Genomic DNA, 17,939 nt, shown 5'->3' with positions numbered 1-17,939 from the left:
CGGGGGTGGGCGCGGACGGGTCGATGTGTGGCCCCAGCAGGCGGTTTTGCGCAGGGCCGTACCCTGGACGCGTGGAGACGATCGACCAGAACAGCGGGCGCAGCTACGAGGTCCGTACGTACGGCTGCCAGATGAACGTGCACGACTCCGAGCGGCTCTCGGGCCTGCTCGAGGACGCCGGCTACTCGAAGGCCGCGCCGGGGGAGCAGGCGGACCTGGTCGTCTTCAACACGTGCGCGGTACGCGAGAACGCGGACAACAAGCTCTACGGCAATCTCAGCCACCTGGCGCCGGTCAAGGAGGAGCGTCCCGGCATGCAGATCGCCGTCGGCGGCTGCCTCGCCCAGAAGGACCGCGACACCGTCGTGAAGAAGGCGCCGTGGGTCGACGTCGTGTTCGGTACCCACAACATCGGGTCGCTGCCCGCGTTGCTCGAGCGCGCCCGCCACAACCAGCAGGCCGAGGTCGAGATCCTCGAATCGCTCGAGGCGTTCCCGTCGACGCTGCCGGCCAAGCGTGAGTCCGCCTACGCGGGCTGGGTGTCGATCTCCGTCGGCTGCAACAACACGTGCACGTTCTGCATCGTGCCGTCCCTGCGCGGCAAGGAGGTGGACCGCCGCCCCGGCGACATCCTCGCCGAGGTCCAGGCGCTCGTGAACGAGGGCGTGGTCGAGGTGACGCTGCTGGGCCAGAACGTCAACTCGTACGGCGTCTCCTTCGCCGATCCGGAGCTTCCGCGCGATCGCGGTGCCTTCGCGAAGCTGCTGCAGGCGTGCGGGCGGATCGACGGCCTCGAGCGCGTGCGCTTCACCTCGCCGCACCCGGCCGAGTTCACCGACGACGTCATCGAGGCGATGGCCACCACCCCGAACGTGTGCCCGCAGCTGCACATGCCGCTGCAGTCCGGCTCGGACCGCGTGCTCAAGGCGATGCGCCGGTCGTACCGCAGCACCAAGTTCCTCGGCATCATCGAGAAGGTGCGCGCCGCGATGCCGCACGCGGCCATCACCACCGACATCATCGTCGGCTTCCCCGGCGAGACCGAGGAGGACTTCCAGGCCACGCTCGACGTCGTCCGGCAGGCCCGCTTCACCAGCGCCTTCACGTTCCAGTACTCCAAGCGCCCGGGCACACCCGCCGCGGAGATGGAGGGTCAGCTTTCCAAAGCCGTTGTGCAGGAACGCTACGACCGCCTCATCGCGCTCCAGGAGGAGATCACCCTGGACGAGAACCGCAAGCTCGTCGGCGCCGAGGTCGAGTTGCTCATCACCGCGGGAGACGGACGCAAGAACGCCGAGACCGCGCGCATGAGCGGTCGGGCCCGTGACGGCCGACTCGTCCACTTCCGGCCCGAGGGCAACCTCGACGGCGACCTGCGCCCCGGCGACGTGATCACGGTCGTGGTCACCGCGGCCGCGCCGCACCACCTCGTCGCCGACGACCCGATCCTCACCCACCGGCGCACCCGTGCCGGGGACTCGTTCGAACGCGGGGTCACACCCAAGACCCCGCCGATCGGCGTCGGGCTGGGACTGCCCCAGGTGGGCGTCCCCGCTCCGCTGCCCGCACAGATGGGATGCAACGCATGAGCGAGCGCGGCGCCGCCGCCGGCGACGAGAACCGGCCCGCCGGGAACGGATCGGACCCGATGGCGGAGTACCAGAAGGACTTCGAGGCCGCGGAGAAGAAGATCGCCGGCGAGATCGACCCCGGAATGCGCGCGGTCGTCGTCGCGGTGTGCGTGCTGGTGCTGCTGCTGTCGTTCACCCTGCCGCACGCCGGATCGGCGAACGGCTGGGACGTTCTGGTCTATGCCCAGCCCGCGGTCGACGAGCACATCAAGCTGCCGTCGCGGATCTTCGTGTGGCTCGCGCTCGTGTTCGGCGGAGTCTTCTCGATCCTCGCGCTCGTGACGCGACGGTGGGTGCTCGCGTGGATCGCGCTCGCCGGCACCGCGGTGTCCGCGGTGTTCGGCATGCTGGCGGTCTGGTCGCGGCAGACCCTTCCGCTCGCCGAGGCCGGCGGCGCCGGTCCGGGGCTCGGTCTGATCCTCGGATGGATCACGGTGATCGTCCTGACCTTCCACTGGATCAAGGTGGTGTGGAGTCGGACCGCGATGCAGCTTGCGGCGGAGGAGGATCGGCGCAGGGCCGCCGAGGAGGACCCCGAGCGCGGCGACTGGACCGTCTGAGTCTCCCGAACGACCGAGGGGTGCGACGCCTGATGGCGTCGCACCCCTCACTCGTGTGCCGGGCGGATCAGCGCTCGTTCACGGCGCCCTCCGCGGCCTCCGCCCACTCGCGCCACTGCTGCGCCTGGGCGAGGGCCTTCTCCGCGTCCTTGGTGCGGCCGGCGGCGGTCGCCTTGGCGGCCTGCTCCTCGAACTGCGCGACGCGCTCGCGGAACTGGGCGGCACGCGCCAGCGCCTCGGGATCGCTTCGGCGCCACTCGGAGTCGGCCGCGTCGCGGACCCGCTTCTCGATCGTGCGCAGCTTTCCCTCGAGGTCGTGCATGCGCTCGCGGGGCACCTTACCGATCTCGTCCCACTTCTCCTGCAGGTCGCGCAGGGCCGCGCGAGCCGCTTCGAGGTCCTTGTCGGGATCGATGCTCTCCGCGCTCTTCAACAGCTCGTCCTTCGCCAGCGCGTTCTGGGTGAACTCGGCGTCGCGTTCGGACGCGGCCGCGTTGCGGGCCGCGAAGAAGACGTCCTGGGCGTCCTTGAACTGCCGCCACAGGGCGTCGTCGGCCTCGCGGGGTGCGCGACCGGCGGCCTTCCACTCGGCGAGCAGGTCGCGGAACTGCGCCGCGGTCGGGCCCCAGTCGGTGGAGGAGGACAGGGCCTGAGCCTGGGTGACCAGATCCTCCTTGCGGGTCTTGGCGGTGGCCCGTTCGCGATCGAGTTCGGCGAAGTGCGTGCCACGGCGCCGGTTGAACGTCTCGCGCGCCTTCGCGAATCGTCGCCACAGGGCGTCGTCGGTCTTGCGGTCGAGCCCGCGGATGGTCTTCCACTCGTCGAGGATCTCGCGCAACCGGTCGCCGGCGACCTTCCACTGCGTGGACTCGGCACCGATCTGCTCGGCCTCCGCCGCCAACGCCTCCTTGCGGGCGGTCTGCTCCTTGCGGGTCTGTTCCTTGTCGTGCTTGGCCTGCTCCTCGGCCTGCTCCGACCCCTCGATGATCACCGTCAGCCGGGCGCTGAGGGCGTCGATGTCACCGATCACCGCGGCCGTCGGGAGCGAGTCGGCGATAGCGCGGGCCGCCGCCCGGGTCTTCTTCGCATCACCTGCGCCGGAGGCCAGTCGGGTCTCGAGCAGCGACACCTCGGTCGCCAGGTCGTCGTAGCGGCGTCCGAAGTGGGCGAGGCCCTCGGCCGCGTCACCGGCCTGCCACGATCCGATCTGACGCTCGCCGTCGGCCGTCTTGACCCACGCGGTGCCGTCGTCGTCGACGCGGCCGAAGAGGCTCGGGTCGCTCGGGGCGGCCGCCGGGACGGTGTGGCTCGGAGCCGGACCGGGCTTGGGTGAGCCGGATTTCACAGCACCGGGCTTGGCGCCGGGCTTCGGGACGCCCGGCTTCGGGGTACCCGGCTTGGGTGCGTTGCTCTCGGTCATAGCTCCTCGTCTCTGCCGCGCGTCACGGCTGCCTGATCGCACTGTCGCCTCCCTGTTCACTCCCGACCGGTCGTTCGGAACGGGAGCGGCGCAGCGACTGTTCAAGACTATTGAAACAGGTATGACCCCGAGAAGGCGTCACCTCGGGTCGACTACCGTTGCGCAGTGTGTTGACCGCCGCTGCTTTCGTACCCTCGCCGCCACTGCTCGTGCCCCAGTTGGCCGGTGCCGCAGCATCGGAAACCGACCGGTTGCGCAGGGCGGCGCTCGATGTGTCGACCCGCCTGGGTGTCTCGTGCGCGGAGTGGACGGTGGTCGGCGTCGCCGAGCCCGGGATGCCGTTCGTCGCCGACGTCGATCCCGAATCGTGCGGCACGTTCGCGGGATTCGGCGTGGACGTCCGAGTGTGTTTGTCGCCGGACGCATCCGACCGCGGCGCCGTCGACCGCGCGATGCCGCTGACGGCCCTGATCGCGGGCTGGTTGCGTGATCAGGCGGCGCCCGAGAGTCGGCTGCGGGTGCGGATGCTGGCTCCCGACACCCCGGCCGACGAGTGCGCGCGGCTGGGGGCGGCACTGCGCCGTGAGCTCGACGCGCGCCCGACGCCCCAGGCCCTCCTCGTGGTCGCCGACGGCGCGAACACCTTGACCGACAAGGCTCCCGGCGCGTTCGACGCCCGATCGGCCGACGTGCAGTCGATGCTGGACACCGCGCTCGCCGACGGCGACTGCGGCGCGCTCGAACTCCTCGAACCCGCGCTGTGCAGTGCGATCGGGCTGTCCGGGCGTGCTGCGTGGCAGACGCTTTCGGCGGTCTTCGGTGGCGAGAACGGTGGCCCGAGCAAGTCCGAGGCGCTCTACGCGGGCGCGCCGTACGGTGTCGGCTACGACGTGGGGATGTGGTGGCCGTGACCGCGCGGACGCCGATCGCCGTCGTCGGCCCCACCGCGACCGGCAAGTCGGACCTGGGCCTCGACCTGGCGGAGCGGCTGGGCGGCGAGATCGTCAACATCGACGCGATGCAGCTCTACCGCGGGATGGATGTCGGCACGGCCAAGCTCACGCCGGCCGAGCGGCGCGGCATCGCCCACCACCAGCTCGACGTCCTGGACGTGACCGAGACCGCCACCGTGGCCCGCTACCAGGAGTCGGCGTCCCGGGACGTCGAGGACATCCGGGGTCGGGGTGCGGTGCCGATCATCGTGGGCGGCTCGATGATGTACGTGCAGTCGCTGCTCGACGAGTGGTCGTTCCCCGCGACCGATCCGCAGATCCGTGCGCACTGGGAGGCCGTGCTCGCCGAGCGCGGTGTCGCGGCGGTGCACGCCGAGCTGGCCCGGGTCGATCCCGACGCGGCGGCGTCGATCCTGCCGACCGACGGTCGCCGCATCGTGCGGGCACTCGAGGTCGTCCAGCTCACCGGGCAACCCTTCGCCGCGTCGGCGCCGAAGATCGGCGAACCGCGTTGGGGCACAGTCATCATCGGTGTCGACCGGGAGACAGAGGCGCTCGACGCCCGGATTCGGCTGCGCACCGAGTCGATGTTCGACAGGGGGCTGGTCGACGAGGTCCGGGGTCTGGTCGAGGTCGGGCTGCGGGAGGGCGTGACGGCGCAACGAGCCATCGGGTATGCCCAGGTGCTCGCGATGTTCGACGGCGAGTACGACCTCACGGAGGCGCTCGAGCGCACGTTCATCGGTACCCGCCGATACGTCCGCCGGCAGCGGTCGTGGTTCCGGCGGGATCCGCGGGTGCACTGGCTCGACGGCGGCGCGCCCAATCTCGTCGACGACGCGCTACGGCTGGTCGACGGGATCTGACGCGCGGGCACGGATCGTCGCCTCGCTAGAGTGGGCGCCATGGAATTCAGCAAGGGCCACGGCACCGAGAACGACTTCGTGATCCTCCCGGATCCCGATGCCGACCTTGCTCTTCCCGAGCACCGCATCGCCGCCCTGTGCGACCGCCGCCGGGGACTCGGCGCCGACGGTGTCCTGCGGGTCGCGCGCGCGGGTGCCCTGACCGCGGTCGGCGTCCTGCCGGCCCTCCCCGAGGGGGTCTCGGCAGACGACTGGTTCATGGACTACCGCAACGCCGACGGGTCCATTGCCGAGATGTGCGGCAACGGCGTTCGCGTGTTCGCGCACTACCTGCGGGCCACCGGGCTCGAACTGCGTGACGAGTTCGTCGTCGGCAGCCGCGCCGGTGCCCGCCCGGTCACCGTCCACGAAGCAGACCACGTGTACGGCGACGTCACCGTCGACATGGGACGTGTCCGCGAGCTCGGCACGTCGACGGCGACCGTCGACGGCCGCGTTCTCGAGGGGATCGGCATCGACGTCGGCAACCCGCACCTCGCATGCGTCGACCCGGGGCTGACCCCGGCCGCGCTGGCCGCGCTCGACCTCACCGCCTCGCCCGGCTTCGATCCGGGATTCTTCGCCGAGGGCGTCAACATCGAGATCCTCACTCCGCTCGACGCCGGAGCGGTGGACATGCGCGTCCACGAGCGCGGCGTCGGCGAGACCCGCTCGTGCGGCACCGGCACCGTCGCGGCGGCGGTGGCCGCGTTGCGCGCGCACGGCGACACCGACGGCAAGGTCGAGGTGCGGGTGCCCGGCGGCCGGGTCCAGGTGGCCGTCGACGGTGGCCGCGCGGCACTGCGCGGTCCGTCGGTGCTCGTCGCGGCCGGCCGGATCGACGACCGCTGGTGGACCGAGCTGGGATGATGCCCGGCCCGGGCGGCTGTTCGCCCTGGGGAAATCCGCGTGCACGCCCGTCGCGCTTCGTGGGACCATGAACGTGTATGACGAAATCACATCGCACCCATCTCCCGTCCACGGCGGACGGAGCCACCGGACACACGGCCTCCGACGAGGCTGAGTACTTCGACGATTCCCCGGCCCCCTCCGTCGGCGAGATGCAGCTCGACGAGCGCAGCGCGCTGCGTCGTGTGCAGGGTCTCTCCACCGAACTCACCGACGTCACCGAGGTCGAGTACCGGCAGCTGCGGCTCGAGCGCGTCGTGCTGGTCGGCGTTTGGACGTCGGGCACCGCCGCGCAGGCCGACGCGAGCATGGCCGAACTCGCGGCGCTCGCCGAGACCGCCGGGTCCGAGGTGCTCGAGGGCCTGGTCCAGCGGCGCGACAAGCCCGACGCCGCGACCTACATCGGTTCCGGCAAGGCCGACGAACTGCGGCAGGTGGTCCTCGCGACCGGCGCCGACACCGTGATCTGCGACGGCGAACTCACTCCCGCCCAGCTCACGGCGCTGGAGAAGGTCGTCAAGGTCAAGGTGATCGACCGGACGGCGCTGATCCTCGACATCTTCGCCCAGCACGCCACCTCCCGCGAGGGCAAGGCCCAGGTCGCCCTCGCGCAGATGGAGTACATGCTGCCGCGGCTGCGCGGCTGGGGTGAGTCGATGTCCCGGCAGGCCGGTGGTCGTGCGGGCAGCAACGGTGGCGTGGGTCTGCGCGGTCCCGGTGAGACGAAGATCGAGACCGACCGACGGCGCATCCGCGAGCGGATGGCGAAGCTGCGTCGCGAGATCAAGGGCATGAAGGCGGCGCGCGACACCAAGCGCAGCCACCGTCTGCGCAGCGAGATCCCGTCGGTCGCGATCGTCGGCTACACCAACGCCGGCAAGTCGAGTCTGCTCAACGCCCTCACCGGGTCGGGCGTGCTGGTGCAGAACGCGCTGTTCGCGACGCTGGACCCGACGACGCGACAGGCGTCGTTCGAGGACGGCCGCGAATACGTGCTCACCGACACCGTCGGGTTCGTGCGGCACCTGCCGACCCAGCTGGTCGAGGCGTTCCGGTCGACGCTCGAGGAGGTCACCGACGCCGACCTGCTGCTGCACGTCGTCGACGGGTCCGATCCGCTGCCGACCGACCAGATCAAGGCCGTCCGCGAGGTGATCACCGAGGTGATCCGCGAGAACGATACGCCCGCTCCGCCCGAGTTGATCGTGGTAAACAAGATCGACGCTGCGGACCCGGTGGTACTGACCCAGCTGCGTGGGCTCCTGCCCGGCGCGGTGTTCGTGTCCGCCCGAACAGGGGAGGGCATCGATGAGCTCCGCACGCGACTGGGCGAGATCGTTCGACGACCGGAGGTCGAGGTCGACGTTCTGGTGCCCTATTCGCGAGGCGACCTCGTCGCACGCATCCACTCCGACGGTCAGATCCTCGACACCTCGCACGAGGAGGACGGCACCCGAATGCGGGTGCGGGTGCCCGAGTCACTCGCCTCGGCGCTGGTCGAGTTCGCGGGGCGTGCGTAGCTCCCGCGTCGCGGCCCGCGTGGTGCTGGCCGGGGCCGTGGCGATCGGACCGGTGCTGCTCGCCGCCCCCTCGGGCGCCCAGAGTGCGGGTTCGAGCGGATCGGGAGTGCTCGTGACCGGCGCGGCGTTCGAGCAGTTGTGCACCCCCACCGATCCGGCGTTCGAGGAACTGTCCGGGCTCTCGATCGCCGGGGACAAGACCTACGGCATCGGTGACAGCGGCACCGACGAGTCGGTCACCGTGACGGACGGCGACTGCGCGGTGACCGGCGCGCTGCCGGTCCCGGTCGACCCGTACGACATCGAGGACATGGGCGTGGGGCCGGACGGTCGGCTGTGGCTCGCCGACACCGGCGACAACAACCGCGTGCGGCCGACGATCGCGCTGATCGACGTCGACCCGGCGTCCGGGGACGGGCAGGTGCACCGCCTCACGTATCCGGACGGCCCCCACGACGCCGAGGCCCTGCTGATCCAGCGCGACGGCGTCCCGCTGATCGTCACGAAGGAAGTCCTCGTCGCCGGCGGCATCTACCGGCCGGCCGGCGGAGCGACCGTCGACGGTCTCGCCTCGCCCGGTCCCACCGCGCTCGAACGGGTCGGTGAGGTGCGCCTGGGACCCACCACGACGCCGGGCGGCCCGGTCCCGGTGGGCGGGTCGACGCTGGTGACCGGTGGCGCCGTCAGCGCGGACGGAACCGTGGCCGCGCTGCGCACTTACACCGACGTCTACCTGTACTCGGCCCCGGACGGCGACCTGGTCGGCGCGATGACGTCGACCACGCCCGTGCGGGTGGCGCTGCCGAACCAGCCGCAGGGCGAGGCGATCGCGTTCACCCCGGACGGCGACCTGCTCGCCGGTTCGGAGGCCGCCGGCGGGAAGCTGCCGCCGATCCAGATCCTCCGTGGTGCAACCGAACTCGCGCGCAGCGAGGGGCAGTCCACGGGATCGGTCACGCTGTCCGCGTCCGTCCAGCAGTCACCCGGCGAGTCGCCGGGCGCCACCCCCTCGCGGTGGACCGTGCCGGTTCTCGCCCTCGGCGGTACGGCGGCCGGGCTCGCGACGTTCTGGTCGGTTCGGCGCAGGTCACAGTCGAAGGGCCACTAGCAGGGGTTCGGGTGTCCGGGCGGTTATCGCCGGGCCCTACTATTTCGTGCTGTGAGTGAGCAGGAAGCAGTAACGGACAGGACGACCGCGTTCTCCTGGACCGTGCACGGCGACGGTCGACGAATCAACGACGGTGCGGTTGTCGCGCCCCACGAGCGGCTGTCGTGGCCGCGGACCGTCGGCATCGGGATGCAGCACGTGATCGCCATGTTCGGCGCCACCTTGCTGGTGCCGACCATCACCGGCTTCCCGGTCACCACGACGCTGCTGTTCTCCGGCATCGGCACCGCCCTGTTCCTGATCATCACGCGCGGACGCATCCCCAGCTATCTCGGTTCGTCGTTCGCGTTCATCGCTCCGCTGAGCGCGTCCGCGGGCGAAGGGCCCGCCGCGCAGCTCGGCGGCGTCGTCGCGGCCGGCGTGGTGCTCATGCTCGTCGGTGCGCTCGTGAAGGCGATCGGCGCCCGCGTCATCGACGCGGTGATGCCGCCGGTCGTCACCGGTGCGGTGGTCACGTTGATCGGCCTCAACCTCGCGCCCACGGCGGCGGGGTCCTTCCAGGCGCAGCCGCTGATCGCGGCGGTGACGTTGCTGGGCATCCTGCTGGCCACCGTGATCGGCCCGGGCATCATCGGCCGCCTCGGCATCCTGATCGGCGTCGTCGTCGGTTGGGTCTTCGCCGCTCTGACGGGTGGCCTGGCCGACGAGCGCGTCGACGCGCTGCGGGACGCGGCGTGGTTCGGGGTCCCTGAACTGCGGGCGCCGACGTTCGAACTGTCGGTGATCCTGCTGGCGCTGCCCGTCGTCATCGTGCTGATCGCCGAGAACGTCGGACACGTCAAGGCCGTCTCGGCGATGACCGGGCGTTCGCTCGACGACCTCGCCGGCAACGCGCTGTTCGCCGACGGTCTCGCCACGACGATCGCCGGTATCGGCGGTGGTTCGGGCACCACGACCTACGCCGAGAACATCGGTGTCATGGCCGCGACCCGCGTGTACTCGACCGCGGCCTACTGGGTCGCCGCTGCCACCGCCGTCGTCCTGTCTTTCTCGCCGAAGTTCGGCGCGCTCGTGTTCACCGTGCCCGACGGCGTGATCGGCGGCGCGACGATGGTGCTCTACGGCCTGATCGGCGTCCTCGGCGTCCGCATCTGGATGGACGCCAAGGTGGACTTCACCGATCCCGTCAACCTGACTGTCGTCGCGACGGCCCTGGTCGCCGGCATCGGCAATCTCACGCTGTCGATCGGTTCGGTCGAGCTGGGCGGTATCGCGTGGGGTTCGGTCGGCATCCTCGTCGCCTACCCGGTGATGCGCTGGCTCAGTACGCTGCGCCGCGACTAGCCGCCGAGCACGATTCGTGATCTGGACCACTCGGTCACGAATCGTGCTCGTCTCGGTCATGGATCCCCGCTGATCCTCGCTTTACGGTCGTGTCGAGGGAGCATGTCGGCCGCTGCGTGCCCGCGGACGCCGGCAGACGCCTGTAGATCGCGACCTGAGGAGACGTAGTGGAGCGCACCCTGTTCGAACCCGAGCACGACCTGTTCCGGGAGTCCTACCGCAAGTTCCTCGACCAGCACGTCGCACCCTTCCACGACCAGTGGGAGGAGCGGAACATCGTCGACAGGTCGGTGTGGGTCGAGGCCGGCAAACAGGGCTTCCTCGGTATGGCCGTCCCGGAGGAGTACGGCGGCGGGGGAGTGGACGACTTCCGCTACAACATGATCGTCACCGAGGAGACGACCCGCGGTGGGTACAGCGGCATCGGTTTCATGCTGCACAACGACGTCGTGGCGCCGTACCTGATCAAGCTCGCCGACGAGGAGCAGAAGCAGCGGTGGCTGCCCGGCTTCTGTTCCGGTGAGCTCATCACCGCGATCGCGATGACCGAGCCCGGCACGGGCAGCGACCTCCAGAACATCAAGACCCGCGCCGTGCGCGACGGTGACCACTGGATCCTCAACGGCGCCAAGACCTTCATCACCAACGGCATCAACGCCGATCTGGTCATCGTCGTCGCGTGCACCGACCCGGACAAGGGTGCCCAGGGCTTCTCGCTGTTCGTCGTCGAACGCGGCACGGAGGGCTTCGAACGCGGCCGCAACCTCGACAAGATCGGCCTCAAGGCCCAGGACACCGCCGAACTCAGCTTCACGGACGTGCGGGTGCCCGCCGAGAACCTCCTCGGCGAGGAGGGCATGGGCTTCATCTACCTGATGCAGAACCTGCCGCAGGAGCGCATGTCCATCGCCGTCGTCGCCGCGGCCGCCATGGAATCGTGCCTGGACATGACGATCCAGTACTGCCGGGACCGCAAGGCGTTCGGCAAGTCCATCGGCAGCTTCCAGAACACCCGGTTCGTGCTCGCGGAACTGGCCACCGAGACCACCGCGGTGCGCGTGCTGACCGACCGGTTCGTCGAGCAGTTGAATGCCGGCAAGCTCACGGTGCAGGAAGCGGCGATGGCCAAGTGGTGGACGACCGAGGCCCAGGTCAAGCTCATCGACCGCTGCCTGCAGCTGCACGGAGGCTACGGCTACATGCGTGAATACCCGATCGCCAAGGCGTACATGGATTCTCGTGTCCAGACGATCTACGGCGGTACGACCGAGATCATGAAGGAGATCATCGGCCGGAGCCTCGATCTGAGCTGATCACGCCGAAACGAAAGGGCGGGCCCGCGGAACGATGCCGCGGGCCCGCCCTTCTCGACGCGGTCAGAGCTTGCGCATGACGGTGACGACCTTGCCCAGGATCGCGGCGTCGTTGCCGGGGATCGGGTCGAACAGCGGGTTGTGCGGCATGAGCCAGACATCCTTGCCGCTGCGCTTGAACGTCTTGACCGTGGCTTCGCCGTCGATCATGGCCGCGACGATGTCGCCGTTCTCGGCAACGTTCTGCTGACGGACCACCACCCAGTCGCCGTCGCAGATCGCGGCGTCGATCATCGACTCGCCCACGACCTTGAGCAGGAACAGCGAACCCTGCCCGACAAGTTCGCGCGGCAGCGGGAACACGTCCTCGACCGCCTCCTCGGCGAGGATCGGCCCGCCCGCGGCGATACGGCCCAGCACGGGAACGAACGTGGGGGCGGGCAACTCGTCGGCGGACGTGACGGTCGTCGAACCGCCGTCGGATCCCGCCGCGGAACCGGCGGCCGGGACGTCCAGCCCGCGCACGTCGACCGCGCGCGGGCGGTTGGGGTCGCGCCGCAGGAATCCCTTGCGTTCGAGGGTGCGCAGCTGGTGCGCGACGGACGACGTCGAGGTCAGGCCCACCGCGTCGCCGATCTCGCGGATGCTCGGCGGATAGCCGCGCTCGGCGACGGATGCGCGGATGACCTCGAGGACCTTGCGCTGCCGATCGGTGAGCTTGGCGACGTCGACGGACGGCTCGCGTCCGGTCTCGCTGGAGGTACCCGAGTTGTCGTCCTTCATGCCGTTCCCCTCTCACGGCTCCGCCGCGCATCCGCGGCAGATTCGTGCATCCGGTCTGCCGTCCGCCTGTATGTACTGCCACAAATCTATCCCGATCATTCCCCGACTTCAAACATCTGTTCGAGATTTCTCGGAGAAGGTGCTGACTTTGTCCGGGCCGCGTGGTAAGAATCGAATATGTGTTCTATCGAACACGTGATCGAACAGGTGGTGTTCGGACGACTCGTGTTGTGTCCGACGAGCGAAAACGACTCGCTGGGAGGGTTCGAATGGGTATGGCACTTTCCGGGAACGGTTCGACAGGCGTGATCGGTGAGCGCGGGGCGGCGCGCCGGATTCGGCCGACACGCATCACTCGTGGCGATTCGGTGGGTCCGCGCGCCGGCACGGTGCGCTACGACTTCGTCCCGCGGCACGGGTCCCGCGGATCGCGGGTGTCGCGGGCGGCGACACCGTCGCACGACCAGCGTCCGCCGCGGTCGCGGCTCGCGGCGGGGATCGGCAACGTGGCCGCGGCCGCGGTGGTGACGATCGGCGCCGTCATGGGGTTGGGCGCCCTCGCGAACCTGACCGCGGGCTCGGGTGCGATGCCGACGGAGACCGCCGCCGTGCGGGTGCACGGTGGGGAGACGCTCAGCGATGTCGCGGCACGGGTCGCCCCGGAGGCACCGGTCGGCCAGGTGGTCGACCGGATCATGGAGTTGAACGAGATGTCGAGCGCGGCGGTACGGACAGGCCAGACCCTGCTCGCTCCGGTCTCGCTCGGCCGCTGAATCCCGGCGTAGGTCGGGAACGGAGGGGGCGTCCGATCATGACGCTGTCACGAAGCCCGGACCACGCGCCGATCCGTCTCGGTACCCGGGAGTCACTGCCGGTGTGGGTGGGGCGGGTATCCTCGAATCCTGTCAGTCACACCACATCGCGTGGTCGCGTCGATTTCGTTCCTGTTCTGCGTGCGCCGGTCCTGCTGGAACCGGCATCGGTCGAGAAGCGGCGCAGCGGCCACGATGGCTACGAAGGATTCACCATGCACTGCCCGTTCTGTCGGCACCCTGATTCGCGCGTGGTCGATTCCCGTGAGGCCGACGAGGGCGCGGCGATCCGCCGTCGACGCTCGTGCCCCGAGTGCGGTCGCCGGTTCACGACCGTCGAGACCGCCGTCCTCGCCGTGGTCAAGCGCAGCGGTGTCACGGAGCCGTTCAGTCGCGAGAAGGTCGTGCGTGGTGTGCGGCGCGCCTGCCAGGGGCGACAGGTGGACAACGATGCGCTGAACCTGCTGGCCCAGCAGGTCGAGGACGCCGTGCGCGCGTCCGGGTCTCCCGAGATCCCCAGCCACGAGGTGGGATTGGCCATCCTCGGGCCGTTGCGGGATCTCGACGAGGTGGCGTACCTGCGCTTCGCGTCGGTGTATCGGTCGTTCAGTTCCGCGGAGGACTTCGAGCGGGAGATCAAGGACCTCCGGGCGCACCGCGAGAGCCGCGCCGCCGAACTCGCCGACGCCGACTCGGCGGCCGAGTAGCGCGCAACGCGCCCGGCGGCGCCTGCGGGCTACCGCCGGATCGCGTCGATCGCCTTGAGGACCCGCTTCTCCGACACCGGGATCGCGGTGCCCAGGGTCTGCGCGAACAGGCTCACCCGCAGCTCCTCGATCTTCCAGAGGATCTCGTTCACGTCGTCGTCGCCGCGCCGCTCCTCCGGCAGGGCCGAGAGCATGCGGTCGTAGGCGGCGTACACGCGGTCCAGCGCGTCCATGCCGACCCGGTCGCGCTGGGCGCCGGCGGGCAACGATTCGAGCCGCATCGACGCCGCCGCCAGGTAGCGCGGCAGGTCCTTCAGCCGCCTCGAGCCGAGTTCGGTCACGAATCCGGGGAACAGCAACGACTCCCGCTGCTCGCGCACGTCGTCGGCGGCCTCGCCGCTCGCCCGATCGAGGAGCACGGCCAGCCGGTGCGCCTCGGCGAGCGCCGGCAGCAGCAGGCGCAGCAGCCGCGCCACCCGGGTGGCCAGCTGTGATCGCACCGTGAAGGTCAGCTTCTCGAACTCGGCCGGATCCTGCACCGGCCCACCGTTCTCAGCGATCAACTCGTCGACGGCGCAGGCCCGGCAGTCGTCGAGCAGGGCGTCGAAGCTGCCGTCCGGATTCTGTCCCAGCGCGAGCCGGTCGCCGTTGCTCATGCCGTTCGTCACCGACTTGGCTTGGGTCGGAATGGCGTTCAGCAGCAGCTGGCGGGTGCCGGCCCGCATCGCGGCCCGCTGGGCGGCGGGGGTGGTGAGGACACGCACGGCCACTCCGGACTCCTCCGGCACGAGCGCCGGATACCCGGTGACCTTCTGTCCGCCGATCGTGCGAGTCACCGACTCGGGCAGGGTGCCGAGGGTCTGCGCGGTCCACACCAGCGCCGGCTTCCGCTCGGTGTTCGACGTCGCCTTGGCGACCTCTACTTCCACCCGCGGCGCCAGCGTGCGGCGCAGGGCGGTGAGGCTCTTGTCCTTCCCGAGGACCTTGCCCTTCTCGTCCACCGCCGCGAACGTCATCCGCAGGTGCGGCGGCAACGAGGCGATGTCGAAGTCGGTCGGTTCGATCCGGCAGTTGCCCAGCCGCGACAGTTCCCGAGCCATCGCGTGCACCAGCGACTCCGAGCGCGGTTTCACGGCCGCGAGCGCGGCCGCGGCGAAGTCCGGCGCCGGGACCACCTGGCGGCGTAGTTGCTTCGGCAGCGTCTTGATCAGCGCGGTCACCAGTTCGGTGCGCATGCCCGGCACCAACCAGTCGAAGCCGACCGGGCGAACACCGGCGAGCAGGGCCACCGGGATCCGAGCGGTGACGCCGTCGTCCTCCTTGCCCGGCTCGAACTGGTAGGTGAGCGGGAACTGGATGTCGCCCTGACGCCAGGCGTCCGGGTAGTCGCCCTCGAGCACGGCGGCGGAGTCGGCGTTGACGACCGTGGAGGTGGTGAAGCTCAGCAGGTCCGGGTTCTCACGGCGGGCCTTCTTCCACCACGTGTCGAAGTGCCTCGCGGACACTGCCTCCGGGCCGACGCGCTCGTCGTAGAACTCGAACAGGGTCTCGTCGTCGACGAGGATGTCGCGTCGCCGCGCCCGGTGCTCGAGTTCCTCGACGTCGTCGAGCAGCGCGCGGTTGGCGTGGAAGAACTTGTGCTGGGTCTGCCACTCGCCCTGGACGAGCGCGTGCCGGATGAACAGGTCACGCGAGACCTCGGGGTCGATCGAGCTGTAGGTGACGGGGCGCTCCGCGACGAGCGGAACGCCGTACAGTGTGACCCGCTCGTAGGCCATCGCGCATGCGCGCTTGGTGGACCAGTGCGGTTCGGAGTACGTGCGCTTCACCAGGTGCGGGGCCAGCTTCTCGGCCCACTCGGGTTCGATGCGGGCGGCCATCCGGGCCCACAGCCGGGACGTCTCGACCAGTTCGGCCGCCATCACCCAGCGCGGGGGCTTCTTGAACAGCCCGGACCCGGGGAAGATCGCGAACCGGCTGCCGCGCGCGCCGAGGAAGTCGCGCTTCTCGCCCTCGCGCAGGCCGATGTGCGAGAGCAGGCCCGCGAGCAGCGACTGGTGGATCGACGTCTCGGACGCCGGGGCCGCCCCGGAATCGGCAGCCTCCCAGCCGAGCCCGCGGGTGATCTGGCGGAGCTGGCCGTGCAGGTCCTGCCACTCGCGGATGCGCAGCCAGTGCAGGAACTCGTTGCGGCACATCTTGCGGAACTGATTGGAACTCAGTTCCTTCCGCTGCTCACGCAGGTACTCCCACAGCTTCAGGTAGGCGAGGAAGTCGGAGTTCTCCACGTTGAACCGCGCGTGCTTCTCGTCGGCGGCCTGCTGGAACTCGGCCGGACGCTCGCGGACGTCCTGGATCGACAGCGCGGCCACGATCACGAGCATCTCGCGCAGGCAGCCGTTGCGGTGCGCCTCCACGAGCATCCGGGCCATGCGCGGATCGACCGGGAGTTGCGCCAGTTCGCGTCCCGTCGCGGTGAGCTGCGGGCCGGCCGGCGCCTGTCCGTCGTCCTTCGAGGGCTGCTTGCCGGAGGCGATCGCGCCGAGTTCCTCGAGCAGCGAGATGCCGTCGCGGATGGCGCGCGGGTCGGGCGCCTCCACGAACGGGAACGCCTCGATGTCGCCGAGTCCGAGCGCGGTCATCTGCAGGACCACCGACGCCAGGTTGGTGCGCAGGATCTCCGGCTCGGTGAACTGCGGCCGCGCCTCGAAGTCGTCCTCCGAGTACAGCCGGATGCAGATGCCGTCGGCGACACGGCCGCAGCGACCGGCACGCTGGCGTGCCGACGCCTGCGAGATCGGCTCGATCGGCAGGCGCTGGACCTTCGTCCGCACCGAGTACCGCGAGATGCGGGCGGTGCCGGGGTCGACGACGTACCGGATGCCGGGCACCGTCAGCGACGTCTCGGCGACGTTCGTGGACAGCACCACCCAGCGACCGGTGTGCGGGGTGAAGACCTTGTGCTGTTCGGCCGCCGACAGGCGCGCGTACAGCGGCACGATCTCGGTGTTGCGCAGTTTGCGGTCGCGCAGCGCGTCGGCGGTGTCGCGGATCTCGCGCTCGCCGGACAGGAAGACGAGGATGTCGCCGTCGCCCTCCGCGGACAGCTCGTCGACGGCCTCGCACACCGCGTCGACGGGATCGCGGTCGAAGGTCTGGTCGCCGACCTCGACGGTGAGCGGCCGGTACCGCATCTCCACCGGGAACGTGCGCCCGGAGACCTCGACGATCGGCGCGGGGACGCCGTCCACCTCGAAGTGCTCGGCGAACCGCTCGGGGTCGATCGTCGCCGAGGTGATGATCACCTTGAGATCGGGTCGTCGCGGCAGCAGCTGCTTGAGGTAGCCGAGGATGAAGTCGATGTTGAGGCTGCGCTCGTGGGCCTCGTCGATGATGAGGGTGTCATAGCGGCGCAGCATCCGGTCGCGTTGGATCTCCGCGAGCAGGATGCCGTCGGTCATCAGCTTGACGAGCGTGGAGTCGGAGACCTGGTCGGTGAACCGGACGGTGTAGCCGACAGTGTCGCCGAGGTCGCGGCCCACCTCCTCGGCGATGCGTTCGGCGACGGTGCGGGCCGCGAGGCGCCGGGGCTGGGTGTGCCCGATCATCCCGCGGATGCCGCGACCGAGTTCGAGGCAGATCTTGGGGATCTGGGTGGTCTTGCCGGAACCGGTCTCGCCGGCGACGATCACGACCTGGTGCGATGCGATCGCGGCCGCGATGTCGTCGCGGCGCTGGGTGACCGGCAGTGTCTCCGGGTAGGTGATCGGCGGAACCTGGGCCCGGCGTCCGGCGATCCGCAGCTCGGCCGCGGTGATCTCCTCGTCCAGGGCGGCGAGCGCGGACGGGGACTTGGCGCGGTCGAGGCGCCGGCGCAGACGGTGCTCGTCACGAAGGGTGAGTGCGCCGAGCCGCTTCCTCGCCTCGCGGCGATCGAACGTGACCTCGGCTGCTGATGGTGATGTCGACATGCT

At 70.1% G+C, this 17,939-nt stretch carries 14 protein-coding genes; 11 read left to right on the top strand and 3 right to left on the bottom strand.

Annotation, left to right across the window (positions count from 1 at the left end):
- Positions 1–71 precede the first annotated feature (71 nt).
- Together miaB and EGT67_RS09580 are read left to right on the top strand one after the other, a co-directional pair.
- Positions 72–1,589: a tRNA (N6-isopentenyl adenosine(37)-C2)-methylthiotransferase MiaB gene (gene miaB / locus EGT67_RS09585; RefSeq protein ID WP_127915838.1), complete on the top strand. Its 1,518-nt coding sequence runs from the start codon at positions 72–74 to the stop codon at positions 1,587–1,589.
- Complete coding sequence (locus EGT67_RS09580; RefSeq protein ID WP_206612334.1) at positions 1,586–2,191, top strand: Rv2732c family membrane protein; 606 nt, start codon at positions 1,586–1,588, stop codon at positions 2,189–2,191. The genes miaB and EGT67_RS09580 overlap by 4 nt, the downstream gene beginning before the upstream one ends.
- 67 nt (positions 2,192–2,258) lie before the next feature.
- On the opposite strand, the gene EGT67_RS09575 is transcribed toward EGT67_RS09580, so the two are convergent.
- Positions 2,259–3,611, bottom strand: a complete 1,353-nt coding sequence (locus EGT67_RS09575) for a DUF349 domain-containing protein (RefSeq protein WP_127915836.1) — start codon at positions 3,609–3,611, stop codon at positions 2,259–2,261.
- A gap of 167 nt (positions 3,612–3,778) precedes the next feature.
- Between EGT67_RS09575 and EGT67_RS09570 the strand changes: the two genes are divergently transcribed.
- The 7 genes from EGT67_RS09570 to EGT67_RS09540 all read left to right on the top strand — a co-directional run bounded on the left by EGT67_RS09570 (position 3,779) and on the right by EGT67_RS09540 (position 11,663).
- Positions 3,779–4,522: a class III extradiol ring-cleavage dioxygenase family protein gene (locus EGT67_RS09570; protein ID WP_127915835.1), complete on the top strand. Its 744-nt coding sequence runs from the start codon at positions 3,779–3,781 to the stop codon at positions 4,520–4,522.
- Positions 4,519–5,430, top strand: a complete 912-nt coding sequence (miaA, locus tag EGT67_RS09565; RefSeq protein WP_206612333.1) for a tRNA (adenosine(37)-N6)-dimethylallyltransferase MiaA — start codon at positions 4,519–4,521, stop codon at positions 5,428–5,430. The genes EGT67_RS09570 and miaA overlap by 4 nt, the downstream gene beginning before the upstream one ends.
- A 39-nt stretch (positions 5,431–5,469) precedes the next feature.
- The gene (gene dapF, locus EGT67_RS09560) at positions 5,470–6,339 is read left to right on the top strand and encodes a diaminopimelate epimerase (protein WP_127915833.1); all 870 of its coding nucleotides are present in this window, start codon (positions 5,470–5,472) and stop codon (positions 6,337–6,339) included.
- 77 nt (positions 6,340–6,416) lie between these two features.
- Positions 6,417–7,898 carry a GTPase HflX gene (gene hflX, locus EGT67_RS09555; protein WP_127915832.1) on the top strand — a complete coding sequence of 494 codons (1,482 nt, stop codon included), beginning with the start codon at positions 6,417–6,419 and terminating at the stop codon, positions 7,896–7,898.
- A complete protein-coding gene (locus EGT67_RS09550) occupies positions 7,891–9,006 on the top strand; it encodes a hypothetical protein (RefSeq protein WP_241565958.1) in 1,116 nt (371 codons plus the stop codon). Before hflX ends, EGT67_RS09550 begins: the two co-directional genes overlap by 8 nt.
- A 51-nt stretch (positions 9,007–9,057) precedes the next feature.
- Positions 9,058–10,350, top strand: a complete 1,293-nt coding sequence (locus EGT67_RS09545; RefSeq protein ID WP_206612332.1) for a uracil-xanthine permease family protein — start codon at positions 9,058–9,060, stop codon at positions 10,348–10,350.
- A gap of 167 nt (positions 10,351–10,517) precedes the next feature.
- On the top strand, positions 10,518–11,663 hold the full coding sequence (locus tag EGT67_RS09540; protein WP_127915831.1) for an acyl-CoA dehydrogenase family protein: 1,146 nt from the start codon (positions 10,518–10,520) through the stop codon (positions 11,661–11,663).
- Positions 11,664–11,726: 63 nt separating this feature from the next.
- Here the strand turns inward: EGT67_RS09540 and lexA are convergent, their stop codons facing one another.
- A complete protein-coding gene (lexA, locus tag EGT67_RS09535) occupies positions 11,727–12,446 on the bottom strand; it encodes a transcriptional repressor LexA (protein WP_127915830.1) in 720 nt (239 codons plus the stop codon).
- Positions 12,447–12,715: 269 nt separating this feature from the next.
- Here lexA and EGT67_RS09530 point away from each other — a divergent pair, with 269 nt between their 5' ends.
- Together EGT67_RS09530 and nrdR are read left to right on the top strand one after the other, a co-directional pair.
- Positions 12,716–13,219, top strand: a complete 504-nt coding sequence (locus EGT67_RS09530; RefSeq protein WP_127915829.1) for a LysM peptidoglycan-binding domain-containing protein — start codon at positions 12,716–12,718, stop codon at positions 13,217–13,219.
- Between the two features lie 254 nt (positions 13,220–13,473).
- A complete protein-coding gene (nrdR, locus tag EGT67_RS09525; RefSeq protein WP_127915828.1) occupies positions 13,474–13,965 on the top strand; it encodes a transcriptional regulator NrdR in 492 nt (163 codons plus the stop codon).
- Positions 13,966–13,994: 29 nt separating this feature from the next.
- Here nrdR and hrpA read toward each other — a convergent pair whose 3' ends face one another.
- Positions 13,995–17,936 carry an ATP-dependent RNA helicase HrpA gene (gene hrpA, locus EGT67_RS09520; protein ID WP_127915827.1) on the bottom strand — a complete coding sequence of 1,314 codons (3,942 nt, stop codon included), beginning with the start codon at positions 17,934–17,936 and terminating at the stop codon, positions 13,995–13,997.
- Positions 17,937–17,939: the final 3 nt, after the last annotated feature.

It is taken from the genome of Prescottella agglutinans (genome assembly GCF_004011865.1).
GTDB lineage: Bacteria > Actinomycetota > Actinomycetes > Mycobacteriales > Mycobacteriaceae > Prescottella > Prescottella agglutinans.
The sequence above is the reverse complement of the archived record's forward strand: the minus strand, read 5'-3'. Positions and strand labels throughout refer to the sequence as shown.